General features: G+C 37.2%; 18 protein-coding genes. 5 read left to right on the top strand and 13 right to left on the bottom strand.

The features are described 5' to 3' along the window. Positions 1 to 20: 20 nt before the first annotated feature. From IGI80_RS17040 to ptb, 5 genes are read right to left on the bottom strand one after another with little or no spacing between them, the layout of a single operon-like run. Entirely contained in the window at positions 21 to 1,007 is a 987-nt protein-coding gene (locus IGI80_RS17040) for an alpha-ketoacid dehydrogenase subunit beta (protein WP_002357475.1), read from the bottom strand. A 21-nt stretch (positions 1,008 to 1,028) separates the two neighbouring features. After that, positions 1,029 to 2,021, bottom strand: a complete 993-nt coding sequence (locus IGI80_RS17035) for a thiamine pyrophosphate-dependent dehydrogenase E1 component subunit alpha (RefSeq protein WP_016622399.1) — start codon at positions 2,019 to 2,021, stop codon at positions 1,029 to 1,031. Positions 2,022 to 2,031: 10 nt separating this feature from the next. Beyond that, the gene (gene lpdA, locus IGI80_RS17030) at positions 2,032 to 3,441 is read right to left on the bottom strand and encodes a dihydrolipoyl dehydrogenase (RefSeq protein WP_002391793.1); all 1,410 of its coding nucleotides are present in this window, start codon (positions 3,439 to 3,441) and stop codon (positions 2,032 to 2,034) included. 5 nt (positions 3,442 to 3,446) lie between these two features. Beyond that, positions 3,447 to 4,529 (bottom strand): butyrate kinase, encoded by a 1,083-nt coding sequence (buk, locus tag IGI80_RS17025; RefSeq protein WP_002360224.1) that lies wholly within the window; start codon positions 4,527 to 4,529, stop codon positions 3,447 to 3,449. A gap of 18 nt (positions 4,530 to 4,547) precedes the next feature. Then, the gene (gene ptb, locus IGI80_RS17020; RefSeq protein WP_033626242.1) at positions 4,548 to 5,369 is read right to left on the bottom strand and encodes a branched-chain phosphotransacylase; all 822 of its coding nucleotides are present in this window, start codon (positions 5,367 to 5,369) and stop codon (positions 4,548 to 4,550) included. A gap of 282 nt (positions 5,370 to 5,651) precedes the next feature. On the opposite strand from ptb, the gene IGI80_RS17015 reads away from it, so the two are divergent. After that, on the top strand, positions 5,652 to 6,686 hold the full coding sequence (locus tag IGI80_RS17015) for a YdcF family protein (protein WP_002382358.1): 1,035 nt from the start codon (positions 5,652 to 5,654) through the stop codon (positions 6,684 to 6,686). A 59-nt stretch (positions 6,687 to 6,745) separates the two neighbouring features. Here the strand turns inward: IGI80_RS17015 and IGI80_RS17010 are convergent, their stop codons facing one another. Next, the gene (locus IGI80_RS17010) at positions 6,746 to 7,468 is read right to left on the bottom strand and encodes a TraX family protein (RefSeq protein ID WP_002357468.1); all 723 of its coding nucleotides are present in this window, start codon (positions 7,466 to 7,468) and stop codon (positions 6,746 to 6,748) included. A 104-nt stretch (positions 7,469 to 7,572) separates the two neighbouring features. Then, positions 7,573 to 8,325, bottom strand: coding sequence for a DUF7006 family protein (locus tag IGI80_RS17005; protein WP_438724201.1), 753 nt, complete (start codon positions 8,323 to 8,325; stop codon positions 7,573 to 7,575). Between the two features lie 196 nt (positions 8,326 to 8,521). Here IGI80_RS17005 and IGI80_RS17000 point away from each other — a divergent pair, with 196 nt between their 5' ends. The 4 genes from IGI80_RS17000 (at position 8,522) to IGI80_RS16985 (ending at position 11,461) form a co-directional block, all read left to right on the top strand. Continuing rightward, positions 8,522 to 9,316, top strand: a complete 795-nt coding sequence (locus IGI80_RS17000) for an SDR family NAD(P)-dependent oxidoreductase (RefSeq protein ID WP_002364009.1) — start codon at positions 8,522 to 8,524, stop codon at positions 9,314 to 9,316. A gap of 128 nt (positions 9,317 to 9,444) precedes the next feature. After that, complete coding sequence (locus IGI80_RS16995) at positions 9,445 to 9,873, top strand: MarR family winged helix-turn-helix transcriptional regulator (protein WP_002380343.1); 429 nt, start codon at positions 9,445 to 9,447, stop codon at positions 9,871 to 9,873. A gap of 10 nt (positions 9,874 to 9,883) precedes the next feature. After that, positions 9,884 to 10,846, top strand: a complete 963-nt coding sequence (locus tag IGI80_RS16990) for a ring-cleaving dioxygenase (RefSeq protein ID WP_438724267.1) — start codon at positions 9,884 to 9,886, stop codon at positions 10,844 to 10,846. 12 nt (positions 10,847 to 10,858) lie between these two features. Beyond that, the gene (locus tag IGI80_RS16985; protein ID WP_002357461.1) at positions 10,859 to 11,461 is read left to right on the top strand and encodes an alpha/beta hydrolase; all 603 of its coding nucleotides are present in this window, start codon (positions 10,859 to 10,861) and stop codon (positions 11,459 to 11,461) included. A gap of 78 nt (positions 11,462 to 11,539) precedes the next feature. Here IGI80_RS16985 and IGI80_RS16980 read toward each other — a convergent pair whose 3' ends face one another. The 6 genes from IGI80_RS16980 to IGI80_RS16955 form a co-directional block, all read right to left on the bottom strand. Continuing rightward, entirely contained in the window at positions 11,540 to 12,508 is a 969-nt protein-coding gene (locus tag IGI80_RS16980; protein ID WP_002399012.1) for an NADP-dependent oxidoreductase, read from the bottom strand. A gap of 90 nt (positions 12,509 to 12,598) precedes the next feature. Further along, positions 12,599 to 13,882 carry an ABC transporter permease gene (locus tag IGI80_RS16975; RefSeq protein ID WP_002357458.1) on the bottom strand — a complete coding sequence of 428 codons (1,284 nt, stop codon included), beginning with the start codon at positions 13,880 to 13,882 and terminating at the stop codon, positions 12,599 to 12,601. Further along, positions 13,883 to 14,563: an ABC transporter ATP-binding protein gene (locus tag IGI80_RS16970; RefSeq protein ID WP_002357457.1), complete on the bottom strand. Its 681-nt coding sequence runs from the start codon at positions 14,561 to 14,563 to the stop codon at positions 13,883 to 13,885. 192 nt (positions 14,564 to 14,755) lie between these two features. Continuing rightward, on the bottom strand, positions 14,756 to 15,487 hold the full coding sequence (locus IGI80_RS16965; RefSeq protein ID WP_002371093.1) for a hypothetical protein: 732 nt from the start codon (positions 15,485 to 15,487) through the stop codon (positions 14,756 to 14,758). 1 nt (position 15,488) lies between these two features. Further along, on the bottom strand, positions 15,489 to 16,343 hold the full coding sequence (locus IGI80_RS16960) for an ATP-binding cassette domain-containing protein (protein ID WP_002364016.1): 855 nt from the start codon (positions 16,341 to 16,343) through the stop codon (positions 15,489 to 15,491). Further along, on the bottom strand, positions 16,340 to 16,708 hold the full coding sequence (locus tag IGI80_RS16955; protein ID WP_002357453.1) for a GntR family transcriptional regulator: 369 nt from the start codon (positions 16,706 to 16,708) through the stop codon (positions 16,340 to 16,342). Before IGI80_RS16955 ends, IGI80_RS16960 begins: the two co-directional genes overlap by 4 nt. Positions 16,709 to 16,835: the final 127 nt, after the last annotated feature.

The following is a 16,835-nucleotide window of genomic DNA, read 5'->3' as shown; positions in this document are numbered from 1 at the left end:
TTTTTTCCTCCTTGCTTCAATTAAAATTCTGCTAATTCTTTCATTGCTGCTAATACTTGCTCTTCATTGATTAAAAATTCTCTTTCTAAAGGTAATGCATAAGGCATGCTTGGACAATCAGGTCCTGCAAGTCGTTGAATCGGTGCATCTAAATCAAAGAGAGCATCTTCTGAAATCATTGCCGCAATTTCACTCATCACGCTGCCTTCTTTATTGTCTTCTGTTACGAGTAAAACCTTCCCTGTTTTCTTAGCTGCAGCTACTAATGTTTCGCGATCTAAAGGATATAATGAGCGAACATCGACGATTTCGGCATCAATTCCTTCAGCGGCTAGTTTTTCCGCCGCAGCTAAAGCTAATTGCAAGGTCATGCCGTAACTAATCACGGTTAAATCACTACCCGTTCTAACGACATTGGCTTTGTCAATTGGTACGATATAATCATCTGCAGGCACTTCATCTTTTAGTAAACGATATAAACGCTTATGTTCGTAAAAAATGACTGGATCATCGGAACGAATCGCTGCTTTAATCATCCCTTTTGCATCATAAGGATTAGAGGGGGTCACCACTCTTAATCCTGGTTGTCCACAAAAAACTTTTTCTGTAGACTGAGAATGATACAGCCCACCACGAACACCGCCGCCATAAGGGGTCCGATAAACGATTGGCGCAGTCCAATCGCCTTTTGTTCTATAGCGCATTGTCCGAGCCTCTGATAACAATTGATTGGTTGCAGGCAAAATGTAATCCGCAAATTGAAATTCACCAATTGCGCGATAGCCCATTAAACCTAAGCCGACAGCTAAACCACCAATTAAGCCTTCTGTTAACGGTGTATTAAAACAACGCTCGTCACCGTATTTAGCAGCCAAGCCCTTTGTTACACCGAACACGCCGCCTTTGTCGCCGCCGACATCTTCTCCAAAAATAACTACTTTTTCATCACGAGCCATTTCTTCAGAAATTCCTAAGTTAATTGCTTCTAAATAAGTCATCTCAGCCATTATATTTCTTCTCCTCTTCTCTTATTTTGCATACACTTCTTCTAAAATTGATGTCGGTACAGGATCTGGCATTGCTTCTGCTTCATCCGTTGCTTGATTGATTTCTGCACGAATTTCTTCATCAATTTTGGCAATGTCTTCGTCTGTTAAATAGCCCTCTTCTAATAATTGTTTTTCAAAAAGCTTCACTGCATCATTCTTTTTCATCTCTTCAATTTCTTCTTTTGAACGATAAACAGATTGATCATCGTCAGCGGAATGAGAAGTCAAGCGAGAAACCATTAATTCAATCAATTTTGGTCCTTTTTTCCCGCGAGCCGCTTTTACTGCTTCTTTAAATGCTAGATAGACTTCAGTAAAATCACTACCATCAACGGTTACACCTTCAAAGCCATAAGCTTTCGCGCGATCGGCCATTCGTTTATTGGCATACTGTTCTTCAATTGGGACAGAAATCGCATATTCATTATTTTCAACAACAAAAATGACTGGTAATTTTTTTACGCCTGCAAAGTTCATAGCTTCTTGGACTTCTCCTTGATTGGCAGAGCCTTCCCCAGTGGTGGTCAATGCAACAAAATCAGCTTTTTGAAGTTGCGCTGCATAACCAACACCTGTTGCTAATGGCATTTGTGTACTTACTGTTGAAGAGAAGGAAACAATATTATGCTCTTTTGAACCATAATGATTCGGCATTTGACGACCATGGGAAGAAGGATCCGCTTCTTTTCCAAAAGAACCCATTAAAATATCTTTGGAGGTCATGCCCCAAACCAAGCACGCGGTCATATCACGATAATACGGTAAAAAATAATCTTTTTGAGGATTAAAAGCCATCGCCATCGCTACTTGTGCAACTTCTGCCCCTTGACCAGAAATATTGAAAGAGGTCTTACCAATCCTTGTTAATTGCCACAACCGTTCGTCTAAACGACGTCCTCGTAGTACTTGACGATATGCCTGAATCAATTCTTCTTTTGATAAACCCGATTTTTTAAGCGTTTTCATTTTCATCAACCTTTCTCTATTTGTGAATCGCTAAGCCATAAGTATCTAAGGCTGCTTCTTGCAATACTTCTGTCATTGTTGGATGCGCATGGATTGCTTCACCAATTTCAATGGGCGCGGCATCTAAATACATGGCAGTACTTGCTTCGGCAATTAAATCCGTGACATGTGGCCCAATCATAGAAACCCCTAATAAATCATCGGTCTTCTTGTCACGAATTACTTCTATAAAGCCATCTGTTTCTCCATAAACAAGTGATTTACCATTACCATTAAAATTAAAGGTGCCAATCACTACTTCTTTATCTGCTGGTAAAGTTTCTCTAGTATAGCCGACACTTGCTATTTCAGGATTTGTATAAACACCTCGAGGCACGTTTGTATAATTTAAAGGTTCAACTGTCTCGCCTAAAAGATGCTGAACAGCTAACTCTCCTTCTTTCATAGCCACATGTGCTAGTTGGAGTGTATCGATACAATCACCGATCGCATAAATATGTCCTTCTGTGGTTTGATAAAATTCATTTACTTCAATGCCTTTGTCAGTATATTTCACTGAGGTATTCTGTAACCCTAACTTATTGATATTGGGTTGACGCCCAATTGCTACCATGACTTTGTCAACAGCGAGGCTTTCTTGTCCTGCAACTTCTATTTGAACCTTCTGCCCGGTAACTTTCGCTTCTTGGACTTTGCTACCTAATAAAATGTTAATTCCTCGTTGCTCTAAACGTTTCTTTAATTCTTTAGAAATTGTTGCACTCTCATTTATAAGTAACCGATCCAAAAATTCAATGATAGTTACGTTGACACCTAAACTATTTAATAAAGAAGCCCACTCGACACCAATAACGCCACCACCAATAATTGCAATTGATTCTGGTAGCTCTTCTAATTCAAGCATCCCATCAGAAGATAAGATAAATTCTTCATCCAGTGGCAAATTAGGTAACGTTTTAGGACTAGAACCTGTCGCAATAATGACATTTTTAGGAACGATAATTTCTTCTTCCCGTGTTGGATCATTAAACGTAACTGCCACTGCGCCAGAGACTGGTGAAAAAATAGAGGGACCTAAAATCGCACCTTCGCCTGCTAAAATTTTGATTTTATTTTTTTTGCATAAGCCTTCAACACCTTTGTGTAACTGCTCAATAATTCCTTCTTTCCGTTGTTGTATTTTAGAAAAATCAATGGACGCTGCCTCTGTTTCAATCCCAAAAGAAGCCGCTTGTTTTAAGGTATCAAAAACCTCTGCGCTTCTTAATAAAGCTTTTGTAGGGATACAGCCTTTGTGCAAACAAGTGCCACCTAATTTGTATTTTTCAACAATTGTGACGTTTAGCCCTTTTTGTGCGGCTCGAATTGCTGCTACATAGCCTCCTGTTCCGCCACCTAAAATCAGTAAATCTGTTTGTTCCGCCATTTTGATCACTCCTGCTCAATTTTTGCTTCACTATAATTTAAAGCTTGTTCTTCCCCTGTTAATACTCGATTGACGCCTTCATATAAAGCAGCCATCTCCATTTCACCTGGGTAAACCTTAATTGGTGCAATCCAAGTGACTTTTTGACTAATTTCTTGAACAACGGTTTGCGAATAGGCTGCGCCCCCTGTTAAAATAATTGCATCAATTGTGCCTTCAAGAACCACGGCCATCTCGCCAATACTTTTTGCGATTTGGTAACACATTCCTTTTAAATAGTAATTTGCTGTTTGATCACCTGCAGCTATTTGTGCTTGGATATGCCGTAAATCTGTTTCACCTAGGTATGATTTAAGGCCGCTATTACCCGCAATTAGCTTTTTCACTTGGCTAATCGTTAACTCCTGTTCAAGTATCCATTGCGCAAATTCAACGAGCGGTAAGGCACCACTGCGTTCTGGCGTATAAGGACCTTCACCATCAAGCCCATTTACCACATCCACCATGCGGCCTTTTTGATGCGCCCCCAAGCTAATGCCCCCACCTAAATGAACAACGATAAAATTGCTTTGCTCATATGTTTTCCCTAAATCCTCAGCGATTTTTCGAGCGACCGCTTTTTGATTTAAGGCGTGACCAACGCTACGCCGGTGAATGCCTTTTAATCCGGAAATCCTGGCTAATGGTTGTAGCTCATCTACAACAACAGGATCGACAATAAAGGCTGGCACGTGATATTTTTCTGCAAACTCATTAGCTAAAATCGCCCCTAAATTTGAAGCATGGGTATTAAAGCGTTCTGTCCGCAAGTCTTCTAGCATTTGTTGATCGACAAGATACGTACCGCCAGGAATAGGCTTAAGCAAACCACCACGCCCTACGACAGCGGCTAATTGTGTGATGTTATGTGTTTCTAAAAATTCCGCGATCATTTGTTTTCGAAATGGTGTTTGACTGACAACATTTTCAAAAGGTGCCAATTCTTGGACGCTATGTCTAAGCGTTTCTTCCGCCAAGCAATCATGATTAGCAAAAAGCGCTAACTTCGTGGAGGTCGATCCAGGATTAATAACCAATACTGTTTCCATTGTTTTCTGCTCCTTTTTTTAAACTTGTCTCATGGCAAATCTTAATGAATGAAATTTGCTTTCTGTCGAATCACTTCTAGATGTTAAAACGACTGGGACTTTTGTGCCAACAATCGTTCCTCCCACCTTTGCGTGCCCAAACAAGGTTAATGATTTGTATAAACAATTTCCAACATCAATAGTTGGGACCACTAAAATATCTGCATCCCCCATGATAGGACCGCTGTAACGTTTATGCGCAACCGCTTCTTCAGAGGTCGCTAAATCAAGCGAAAGTGGCCCAAAAACCGTAGCCTCTTGTTGATCATTAAAATGTGCCGTGACTTCTTTTGCTAAAACAGACGAAGGCATTTTAGGATTGAAATTTTCCGCTGCGCTTAACAAAGCAATTTTCGGTTGATGCAGTCCCAATTTTTGGGCGACTTCTTTAGCATTTTCAACAATTTCAATGAGGGTCGCTTGAGTGGGAGCGATATTCATCGCACAATCGGTTAACAAGAAGGTTTTCCCCGCAGGCAGCTCCACCATTGCTACATGGGAAAGAATCGGTTTATTTTTTAATTGATGCTCGCTTTTCAATATTTCTTTTAGTAATGTGTGGGTCTGAATAATTCCTTTCAATAAAATTTGTGCTTGACCGGTTGCAACTAGACTGACAGCTTCCCGTGCTACCGCGGCATCATCTGAGCAATGAACATATTTCCAGAGATTTTCAGTATCAAGATTTTCGCTTGTATCAAATACAATAAACTGCAACGGTTGCTCGGATTCTTTTAGTGCTTTTTTAACTAACTGTAAAATCTCTGGTTGTGAACCTCCTGCAATTGAAACAGTGATCATTTTCTCACCTCATTTTTTCTTCTTTACACTTTAAATCTACCTTAGTATGTAAGCGCATACAAATTGTTAATTTTTATGTCCTTATTAATATTTTTTATAGAGAAGGAAAAGCTTAGTAAATCAAGCTTTTCTTTCTCTAAACAATTGTTATCTAATTTACTTTTCATGAAAAAACTTCTTTTCTAAGAATGAAAGGAAAACTTATGCTTCGGCACAGCTGTTTATTTATGTCAGATCCTAAAGCATGTTATACTTTAGATACTTATTTTTAGGAGGAATTAAATGGCACTACTACTATTCTTTTTGTTTATCGCCCTACTAGGATTTGGTATATTAAAAATTAATAACCGCAGTATCCTCGGCGGTATCACTCTGGCTTCCGGCACCTTATTGTCATTAGTCACCTTACTATTTATCGGACTAGACAAAATTTATTTACATTTTAAGAATGGCGACCTAATTACCTTGGCCATTGCTTATCTATTAATTCCCGCTGTGTTTATCGGCATTTGCCTTTACTTTATTTTTAACTCACGTACGATGCAAACGAAAGAAGGCAAAAGTGTCACGGCTAAATTGTCGGCGGGCTTAGGGTTGAACTTATTAATTGCTTTACCAGCCTTTCTATATTTATTATCAGTTGGCACAGCGCAAATACCTTATGTGCTTTTTCTGTTCTTACTTTTTCTATTGTTAATGGATCTTTTGCTGACCTTTCTATTTGCTGCTTACGTCTTGTATTCATGGATGTACCAAATGATTCCTTTAAAAAAAGCGGTTGATTATATCATTGTTTTAGGTTCGGGAATTCGTAGCGAGGAAGTACCTCCACTTTTGAAGAGTCGGTTAGATAAAGGGATTGAATATTATGAAAAAAATCCCACCGCTAAATTTGTAGTCAGCGGTGGTCAAGGTCCTGACGAACCTGTGGCCGAAGCTTTCGCAATGAAAAAATATTTGCTTTCACAAAATATTCCTGCAGAAGCAATTTTGATGGAGGACCAATCCACAACCACTTATGAAAATATGTTGTTTTCTAAAGCAATAATTCAGGCAGATTGGCAAAAGATGCCGTCTGATTCTAAACAACCCTCTGTTATTTTTTCAACAAATAACTATCATGTCTTACGAGGAGCTATGTATGCCCATCGTGTTGGCTTAAAAGCTGAAGGTGTCGGGGCGCCAACTGCCTTATATTTTTTACCGACTGCTCTAATCCGAGAATACATTGCCTTACTGGTTCATGATAAGCGAATTGTGCTTTTTGTTTTTCTACTTGTCACTCTTCTTTTAGGAATCAGTATCTTACCCATCTAAAAAAACAGCGACTCACATTTTTGTGAGTCGCTGTTTTTATTCTTTTAATATAAAAAGGTTTAATGAACGTAATTGGCTATCAATGCAATCAGCCATAAATGAAGCGGATAGAATCCGTAAAATAAATATTTGAAAAATGGTGCTTTGCTACCTCTCTCACCATTGTAAAGCGATATAAATGGTAACACAGTGATAAACATAAAATCAGAATTATAAGCTAACATTTCAATTGTCGTTGGCCAATCTCCCAACCATTGAAAACTTGTAACTAAGAAAAAGAGCGCTAATGCACCATATAAACAGTTCCGTAAGACAAGTCTCTTTCTGGCTAGATACGTAATCAACATAAAAGGTAACATCACAATGCCACCTTCAGCAAACATTGCTCCTATTCCTAAAATTGCTAATATACTAATCAATAAAACAATTTTTAAACTGATTTTTGGCATCTCTAGCATCGCTTTTGTCACAATTAACATACTGACACCAAGGGCTAAGGTGAAGAAAATATTGTTGTGAACAGCGACAGCTGGATTATTCACTAAATGATTTAGAAGCGTATTTCCAACAAACATGATTGCTGCCCAAATATACAAACGACCATTGTAACGATAAACATTCCGTGTATAGTTGAACCCTTCTACAGCCATGTAACCAAAAAACACACCGACACAACGAGTAATTACATGAAAAATCAGTGCCCATTCTGGCGGAACAAAATAACTAATATGGTCAAGAACCATTAACCCCATCATCAATAACTTTAAGCGATTTGCGTTCATGAATCGTCTCCTTTATTTTTTCTACAGAAACTATCATATCTTTTTATATAACAGAAAACAACGAACATTCTTGTTAGATTCAACCATTCTTTTTGTCACTTTTGTTAAACTTGGTACCGCAAAGATAAATCTTCAAATAAATAATGTTGGTATTTAAATTGTTCAAAATGAATTTTTCGAATTTCTTGCTTAATGGCTGTTAAGCATTCATCGACCGTCATCAATGATTCTTCTTTCAGAAGCGCCTCTTCTATTAATAATTTGCATTGGCAATCAATCAATAAAAGTTGACTATAGAATGTGTAAAATGTTTCTTTATTTAATTTTTCAATCAAATTTTTAGCTTGATTCTGCAACTTTTGATAACATTTGGTCAATTTTTGATAATCCATTAAATCAACTAACTGACCTTGTTTTAACATGTTACTAAAGTCTAAATCCCAAAGCATTTCATTAGTCGGCTGTTGCAATAAATAATACATAGAATGACTACTAATAATTTCAGTGGTCGGTTCTTCAATTGTTTCATAAAAAGTCACAAAATATTCTCGCTCAATCACAGTAATAATTTCTTCTTCTGAAAGCTCACAATCTTCTAAATTTTGATAGAATATCAATAATTTAATCCGCTCATCTATTTTATTCAGCGAAGCGACTAATTCAGGAAAAAGAACCGACTGACAATTCTCTACTAATTCTCTTGCCTTATTTTGTTCATTTTTATAAAAGTTGTATAACTTTTTCCGCTGTTTTAACGAGTTTAATAAGTTATCGGGTATATTCCAGTAATATTGTTTCTTCATAGCATTCCCACTCTTCTTTTTTATGTACAATTTTACAAAATTGGTATTAGCCAATTTCGTCTCTAGTTATTCTATCAAAAAAGTGACGCTTTTTTACTGACAATAATTACTCGTTTTACGCCCAAAAAGTGAAAACTCAGCTGTTAAGTAATTATTGGGGCTTGTTTCTCGCGGGCCGAAAAAACTTTTTCCTTTTAAAAGTCCAGAAAAAGACCTACACTAGAGATAGACAAACGTTGGAGGGATTTAAATGGATTTACACTTAACGAATAAATTAGCATTAATTACTGGTTCAACCAAAGGAATTGGCAAAGCAATTGCGATTGAAATGGCTCGTGAAGGGACCGATGTCATTATCAATGGGCGCAATGAAGCCGAAGTAACTAAAGTTGTTAAAGAAATACAAACAATGTTTCCAGACACTCATCCTCAAGCAGGGACTGCCGATATTTCCATTGAAAGTCAACGAGCTACTTTGCTTGAAAAATTCCCTAAAGTCGACATTTTAGTGAATAATATGGGGATTTTTGAACCAATGGAATACTGGGATATCGATGACGCCACTTGGGAAAAATTTTTTACTGTGAACGTGTTGTCAGGCAATGCATTAGCAAAAGCTTATCTACCTAAAATGCTTGCACAAGATTTTGGTCGCATTATTTTCATCGCTAGCGAAGAAGCGGTGATGCCTTCTGGCGAAATGCCCCAATATAGCATGACAAAAACGATGAATCTTTCCTTAGCTAAAAGTTTATCTAACTTAACTGTTGGCACACATGTCACCGTTAACACGGTTATGCCTGGCTCAACCCTTACCGAAGGTGTAGAAAAAATGTTGGAAGATATGTACGCTGATTCAGACATTCCCAAAGAGGATTGGGAAAAAGATTTCATGAAAAATCATCGTTCTCGTTCACAAATCCAACGGCTCATTCGACCAGAAGAAATTGGTCGTTTTGTTACCTTTGTGGCCAGCCCAGATTCTTCTTCTTTCTCAGGAGAAGCCTTAAGAATCGATGGCGGCTTAGTTCCAACAATCTTCTAAAATAAACAAAAAAGACAGCCAGCAAAAATTCACATTTTTTGCTGGCTGTCTTTTTAAGCATATTAATTGATTACTTACCAAAAGTAAGTTATATTTATCTCGAATTCGAAATAAAAAGAGGTGAAACAATGACCCAACAGCAAGAAGCTTTAAAAGCCTATATCGGTTTATTAAGAACCAGCCATCGACTAGAGCAACTTGCCAAGCAAGATGTCACTTGTTATGACTTAAACATTACAGAATTTTCAGTATTAGAGCTGTTACTCCATAAAGGTCCTCAGACCATCCAAAAAATCAAGGAGAAAATTTTAATCGCTAGCAGTAGCACCACTTATGTTATTGACCAATTACATAAAAAAGGCTATGTAACGCGCACCCCCAGTGAAAAAGACCGACGCATTACTTACGTTGAATTAACAGAAGCTGGAAAAACATTAATTAAAGAAATTTTCCCGACGCATGCAAAGCGAATTGCAGAAGCATTTGAACAACTCTCTTCCGAAGAATTAACACTTCTTCAAAAAACTTTACGAAAAATAACAAATGAAACGAAATGAGGAAATAATGATGAAAAAAGAAGATCAATTATTAGGAATCCACCACGTTACAGCTATGACAAGTGATGCAGAAAAAAACTATCACTTCTTTACAGACGTTTTAGGGATGCGTTTAGTCAAAAAAACAGTGAATCAAGATGATATCTATACTTACCACACCTATTTTGCCGATGATTTGGGTACACCAGGTACAACCATGACCTTTTTCGATTTTCCCAATAACCCTAAAGGATTAAAAGGAACCAATACGATTTCAAGAACAGGGTTCCGGGTTCCTTCAGATGCAGCTTTGACTTATTATGAAAATCGCTTCAATGAATTTGCTGTCAAACACACAGGTATTTCTGAAGAATTCGGGAAAAAGGTCCTTCGCTTTTGGGATTTTGATGATCAAGCGTATCAATTAATCTCTGATGAATTAAATCAGGGCGTTGCAGCGGGCGCCCCTTGGAAAAAAGGACCTGTCCCTACAGAATTTGCGATTTATGGCTTAGGACCTGTCGAAATAGCTATTTCCTATTTTCATGAATTCAAAGAAGTCTTTGAAGAAATTCTAGGCTTTCACGTAGTGGCACAAGAAGGCAATCGCTATTTACTAGAAGTTGGGCAAGGTGGCAATGGTGCCCAAGTCGTTTTGGTAGACGATGATACTAGCTCACAAGCGCAACAAGGATATGGTGAAGTACATCACGTTGCATTCCGCCTAGCGGATCGTAAATCACTTGGGACTTGGCAAGCGCTCTTTGATCATTTAGGCTTACAAAACTCTGGCTATGTCGATCGTTATTACTTTGAATCATTGTATGTTCGTATTGGGCATATTTTAGTCGAATTAGCCACCGATGAACCAGGATTTATGGGGGATGAACCTTACGAAACATTAGGAGAAAAGTTATCTCTTGCGCCATTTTTAGAAAATCGTCGTGAGTATATTGAGAGTGTTATCAAGCCTTTCAATACAAAACGAGCCTAAGGAGGAAAAAACATGCATTCAATTTTTAAAAAAGGACATCCTGAAGCACCTGTCTTTGTGCTACTTCACGGTACAGGTGGTGATGAAACAGCTCTCCTACCAATTGCCCAAGAACTAAATAAACAAGCTACTGTGCTAAGTATTCGTGGTGATGTTTCAGAAAATGGAATGAATCGTTATTTTAAGCGCCTAGCGGAAGGTCATTATGACTTAGAAGATCTAGAAAAACGCGGCGAGGCGCTTCATAAGTTTATTCAACAAGCCGCTAACGAGCATCAATTTTCATTGGATAAAATTATTTTTATTGGCTATTCAAATGGGGCCAATATCGCTATTCAATTATTGCTTACTCATCCCGATAGTTACCATCAAGCTGTCCTCTATCATCCCATGTTTCCTGTTGAATTGACCAATCAACCAGACTTGACCGACACTTCTGTTTTATTATCTCTAGGAGAGCATGACCCGATTGTTCCACTTCCTGAAAGTATGCGTGTGATTCAATTATTTCAGAATCATGGAGCAACCGTACAAGAGGTTTGGACACAAAGTCATCAATTAACTTATCAAGAAATTAAGGAAACACAAACTTGGTTGGCACATCTGTCCTCTTAACAAAAAGTGGGGCCTAAGTCGAAATGATTTAGAACCCACTTTTTCTATTTTAAGATAATTCACTATCTGAGCTTCTTTTTATTCTGCCATTTGAACAACTATTTTACCAACTGCATGGTGTGTTTCACTGAGTGCATGTGCATCATAAATCCCTTGTCTAGAAAAAGGGAAAACTTCACCAATAATTGATTTCACTTTTCCAGCTGCCATCAAATCAGCAATTTTTTGTAATTGTTCTCCATTTGGTTGAAGCCAAATACTTTCAGCAGAAATATTTTTTTCGGCTGCCAATTGTTTATCTTCAATGCCCACAATTGAAACAAGACGACCGGTGTTTGGTTTTAAGACGGCAAAACTATTTTTTTGAACCTCACCACCCATTGTATCAAAGACCAAATCAACATCAGCTAATACCTCTGCAAAATTCGTTGTATGATAATCAATCACTTCATCTGCACCAATTTTTCTCAGTAAGGCATGATTTTTTGCGCTAGCGGTCGTGATGACATGTGCGCCCGCTTCTTTTGCTAGTTGAATCGCATAAGTACCGACCCCACCTGCACCAGCATGAATTAAAACAGTTTCTCCTTCTTTAAGGTGACCATGATCAAACAATGCTTGCCAAGCGGTTAAACCAGCCAACGGAACGGCAGCCGCTTCTTCAAAGCTAATTGTTTCAGGGATTTTTGCTAATAAATGATCATCCACAATCGTTACTTCTGCATAGGTGCCAAAACGAGTAGTTTCAGGACGAGCAAAAACTTTATCGCCAACTTGCCAATCCGTTACTTGACTCCCCACCTCTGTAATCACACCAGCGACATCCCAACCAAGAATAATCGGAAAGGACCAATCAAACATCTGTTTTAAATATCCTTCACGCAATTTCCAATCAATCGGATTAATTGATGTCGCGTATTCTTTTACCAACACTTGATGTTCCGATAATTCTGGCAGTGTTACTTCTGCTTCTTCAAGTACCTCTTTACTTCCGTACTGATTAATCACAACAGCTTTCATAAACCAACTTCCTCTCATTTGTTTCATTTTTCACACTTTTAGTATACGCCTATTGCCTTCTTTTTATATAAGAATATGCTTTAGTTAAATTGAGAGAAAGTAGCTGTTTTTAGTCTATTATTCATAACGTAAAGATTCAATTGGATCTAATTTTGCTGCTCTTCGAGCTGGTAAAGTTCCTGCTAAAAAAGCAATAAACATAATAACTAAGATAATCGTTAGTGAAGATGGCAATGAAAATTGAATTAATTTAAATCCTGTTAAAGCCTTTAAAAAAGAATCCGTTGCCAAACGATTAACTAAATTTCCAACCCCAACAGCTCCTAAAATGCCTAATATTGAGCCAAAAAAGCCAATTAAAGCCGCCTCAACACTAAAAATTGTAAAGACTTTCCCATTGCTAAGTCCCATGGCTTTCATTAAACCAATTTCTCGCGTTCTTTCTTGGACAGACATATACAGCGTGTTAATAATGCCAAAGCTTGCAGCTAACAAGGCAATTGCACCAAACATGGTTAAAACACCAGTGATTGCATTGATTATATTACGAATCATGCCAATTTCATCTTCGACAGTAGTCGCTAAATAGCCAGCTTTATCTAAATCTTTTTTGATGTCCTTAATCTGCTCTGGCGTGCTGTCTTTTTTAACTTCAGCAATAATCATCGCGTATTGATTTTTTAAATGTTCTGGAAGATCTGCTTGATTGATTGAGACAACTTTATCAATCAATGCTTTATTCATCAGCGAGAGCCCATTTTGAATGACACTGGCATTTCTAACTCCAACAATTTTTGCTTCAATAACTTGCTCTTGTCCTTTCAAGGAACTTGAGATACCTAATTGAACTGTTTCTCCCACGGCAGCTTTACTAGATGTATAGCCGAGCGCTTTTACATATTCTGGTGACAAATTAATTTCGAAGTCCTGGCTCGTTTGCGAAACTTTACGGCCAGCCGCTAAATCAATGGTCATCTCATCTAGCGCAGAAGTAGCTGAAAATACATATTTATGCTTATCTGCTCCTTTTATATAATCGATAGCAACGGATTTCATTGGTTCCACTGATGTAACATCCGAGATTTTTTTAATCTTCTCAATATCTTTTTCAGCAAGCATACTTTGTTGTTGAATCGTACTGGTTTTTTTCTCTGGATTATATTTACTTGGTTCTGTTCCGTTACCAACATTCATCTCCATTTTTGGCTGAATAAATAGCTGATTTGCACCACCGACACTGCCGACTTGTTTGTCAATATAATCATTTACACCAATATTGACTCCTGTAGTTAAAGCTATGGTAAATGCTCCAATAAAGATTGCAATAATGGTCAATACGGTTCGACCTTTATTACGCATTAAATTGGTACTAGCTGATTTTAAAATATCTCTAAATTTCATTTACTCATCTCCTCCTACAATCAAGCCGTCTCGAACATGAACTTGCCGATCACAACGTGCTGCTAAGTCTGGATCATGTGTCACAATAATTAAGGTAATTCCTTTATTTTTATTTAAATCAAATAACAATTCTTCAATTTTCTTCCCAGTGGCAGAATCTAAATTCCCTGTAGGTTCATCTGCAAAAATAATTTGCGGATTATTAACTAAAGCACGCGCTATACATACCCGTTGTTTTTGGCCACCAGATAAATTATTCGCTTTATTTTGAACTTTATCTTCCAAACCGACTGCTTTTAACGCATCTAAAGCCATCTTTTTCCTCTTGCTACCGGAAATCCCACCAATTTTTAATGGTAAAAGAACATTATTTAAAACTGTATCCTTGGCATTCATAAAGAATTGTTGAAAAACAAAACCAAATTCTTCATTTCTCGTTTTATTCAGCACTTTCTTTCTAATACTAGTAACATTTTTACCATTTAAATAAATATCTCCTGAAGTTGGTTGATCTAACAATGCCAAAATGTGCATAAATGTTGATTTCCCAGAGCCACTTTTACCAATTATGGCCACAGATTCACCTTTTTCAACTTTTAAATCAACACCTTTTAACGCATCAAATTTTGTTTCGTTCTTTCCATAACTTTTTTTAATATTTTTTGCTTCAATTACCGCCATGTTACCCCTCCATTTTTCATTCTTTGTCGTTTACTTATTTACAAAGTTTTTTACTCTTTTCATACTCCTTTCTTCTCTTTCTATTTTGACGGAAGCCCTTTCCTTTGTCATGGTACTTCCGATGTATCTCTCAATTAAAACAATAAGAACATGTTCCAAATTCACCTCATTGAACATGTTCTTATTAATTAGTTATGCATTTACGCGTTTAATTTCACGATGTTTATTCAATAAATAGGCCAAGCCAAGATTAATACCAACAAAGCAACTGATTGTCAGAAGAAGTGGTAGGACAGTAAAACCAGTGGATTGATAACCAACCATTGCTTGCAAGACATGGAGCATTCTCAGGCGCATTGGTGCCCCCCCTAATTGTGCAATCGTGCCCAGTAAAATAGGAATCATTAATAACAGCAATAAAACAATGAGTTTTTTTACGCCATCTATCCGATCATTAAAGACACCTGCTAACAAGCCAAGTGAGCCGCTAAGCATTAGTAAGATAAAAAAGAGCAACCACGACATGAAAAAGTTTCCTTGCGCATAGACATCAATTAATTTCATTGATAATTGAAAATGAGAAATGAAATTGCCGCTAAATACTTTAATCAGTACAAGTACAGCCAAGGATCCAACCAAAGATAAAATAGCATTACTTACAAAATTCACCAAAAAAATCGTCCAGCGGGAAAGCCCGTTTTGAATAAACAGTTTAAAATCTGTGTTTACCCCTAAAAATGATAGTATCCCCATAAAAACCAGACAAGGAATTACTGCATCAGAGCTGACAGTGTTCACGTCGTTAGAAAAGAGCAACCCAATAAGAGGAAAAAGAATGCCGAACAAAGCATAAAAGCCAAAATAAATTGCTAAGGAACGGACTTGATAAATAACACGATACCGCAAAGCTGTTTTAAATTTCATTTTACTTTTCCTTCTTTCTATTGGTTAATTGTACAAAATATGTTTGTAAATTTAGCGGCGCAATTTGAACCTCTGCTTTTTCAGTCGGCAAGTCGCCGTACACGTAAGCCGTAACTGCCCCACCTAAAGTGTCCATGCCTAAGATTTCCAATGACTGAGTATAGCGCTCTACTTGTTCTTTCGGCCCAGAAACAATGCGACCGTTTTTCAAAATTGTTTCAATAGATTCTGCGCGAATCAATTTTCCTTGATCAATGATGATAATATCTTCTAATAAATTCGCAATTTCTTCAATCAAATGGGTGGAAATCACAAACGTACGGGGACGTTCTTGGTATGTCTCAATTAAATAAGTATAAAATAATTCCCGATGATTGGCGTCTAAACCTAAGACTGGCTCATCTAAAAAAATATACTCACAGGGGACGGATAGCGCCACTATTAGTTTAGCAATACTCCGATAACCAGTTGATAATTTTTTGAATGTCTTTTTACTATCTAAACCAAAATCGCTTAACATTTGTTCGGCTAAAGACCAGTCAAAGGATCCATAAAAACCTTCAGTCGTTTTAAAAATATCTTTAATTTTTAACTGAGGAGGAAATAAATTATCTTCACTCATTAAGTAAATATGATTCAAAGCAGTCTCATTATCGGTCACTGTTTCTCCCGCCAATTGAACGGAACCTGAAGTGGCAAAACTTCGATTATTAATGATATTTAATAACGTACTTTTACCAGCCCCGTTTCTGCCTAAGAGCCCATAAATCGTTTCTTTTTCAAAAGTAATTGAAATATTATCTAGTGCTTTTTTTTGATGATATTTTTTACTTACTGATTCCACCCGCAAACTCATGCGTCATACCCTCTTTCAATTAGTTGTTTTAATTGTTCAGCTGTAATCCCTAATTTTTTAGCTTCTGCGACAACTTCTAAGACTTCTTTATTTAAAAATTCTTCTTTCCGTGCACTTCTTACTCTCTCTTGAGCGCCTGGTAAAACAAACATGCCAATCCCCCGTTTCTTTTCAATCAACTGTCGTTCTACTAATAAATTCATTCCTTTTAAAACGGTGGCTGGATTGATTTGATAACTTTTTGATATTTCTGTGGTTGAGGGAATTTGTTCGCCTTCTAAGTAAGCGCCATTAAAAATTCCTTCGGCAATCTGATCGGCTACTTGCTGAAATAAAGGCTTTTCCCCCGAAAAATTAAATTCCATTTTTACACCTCGCTTAAACGGTTAACTACTTATGTAACTAACTATATATCCTAGAAATTCTTTTGTCAATAAAAAAACCATTGTTTCCAAAGAAATTTTTCTTTGAAAACAATGGCGATACTTTTGA

Origin of the sequence: Enterococcus sp. DIV1420a (assembly GCF_051712165.1) — a bacterium.
Lineage (GTDB): Bacteria > Bacillota > Bacilli > Lactobacillales > Enterococcaceae > Enterococcus > Enterococcus faecalis.
This window is presented reverse-complemented; position numbering and strand designations above follow the sequence as displayed.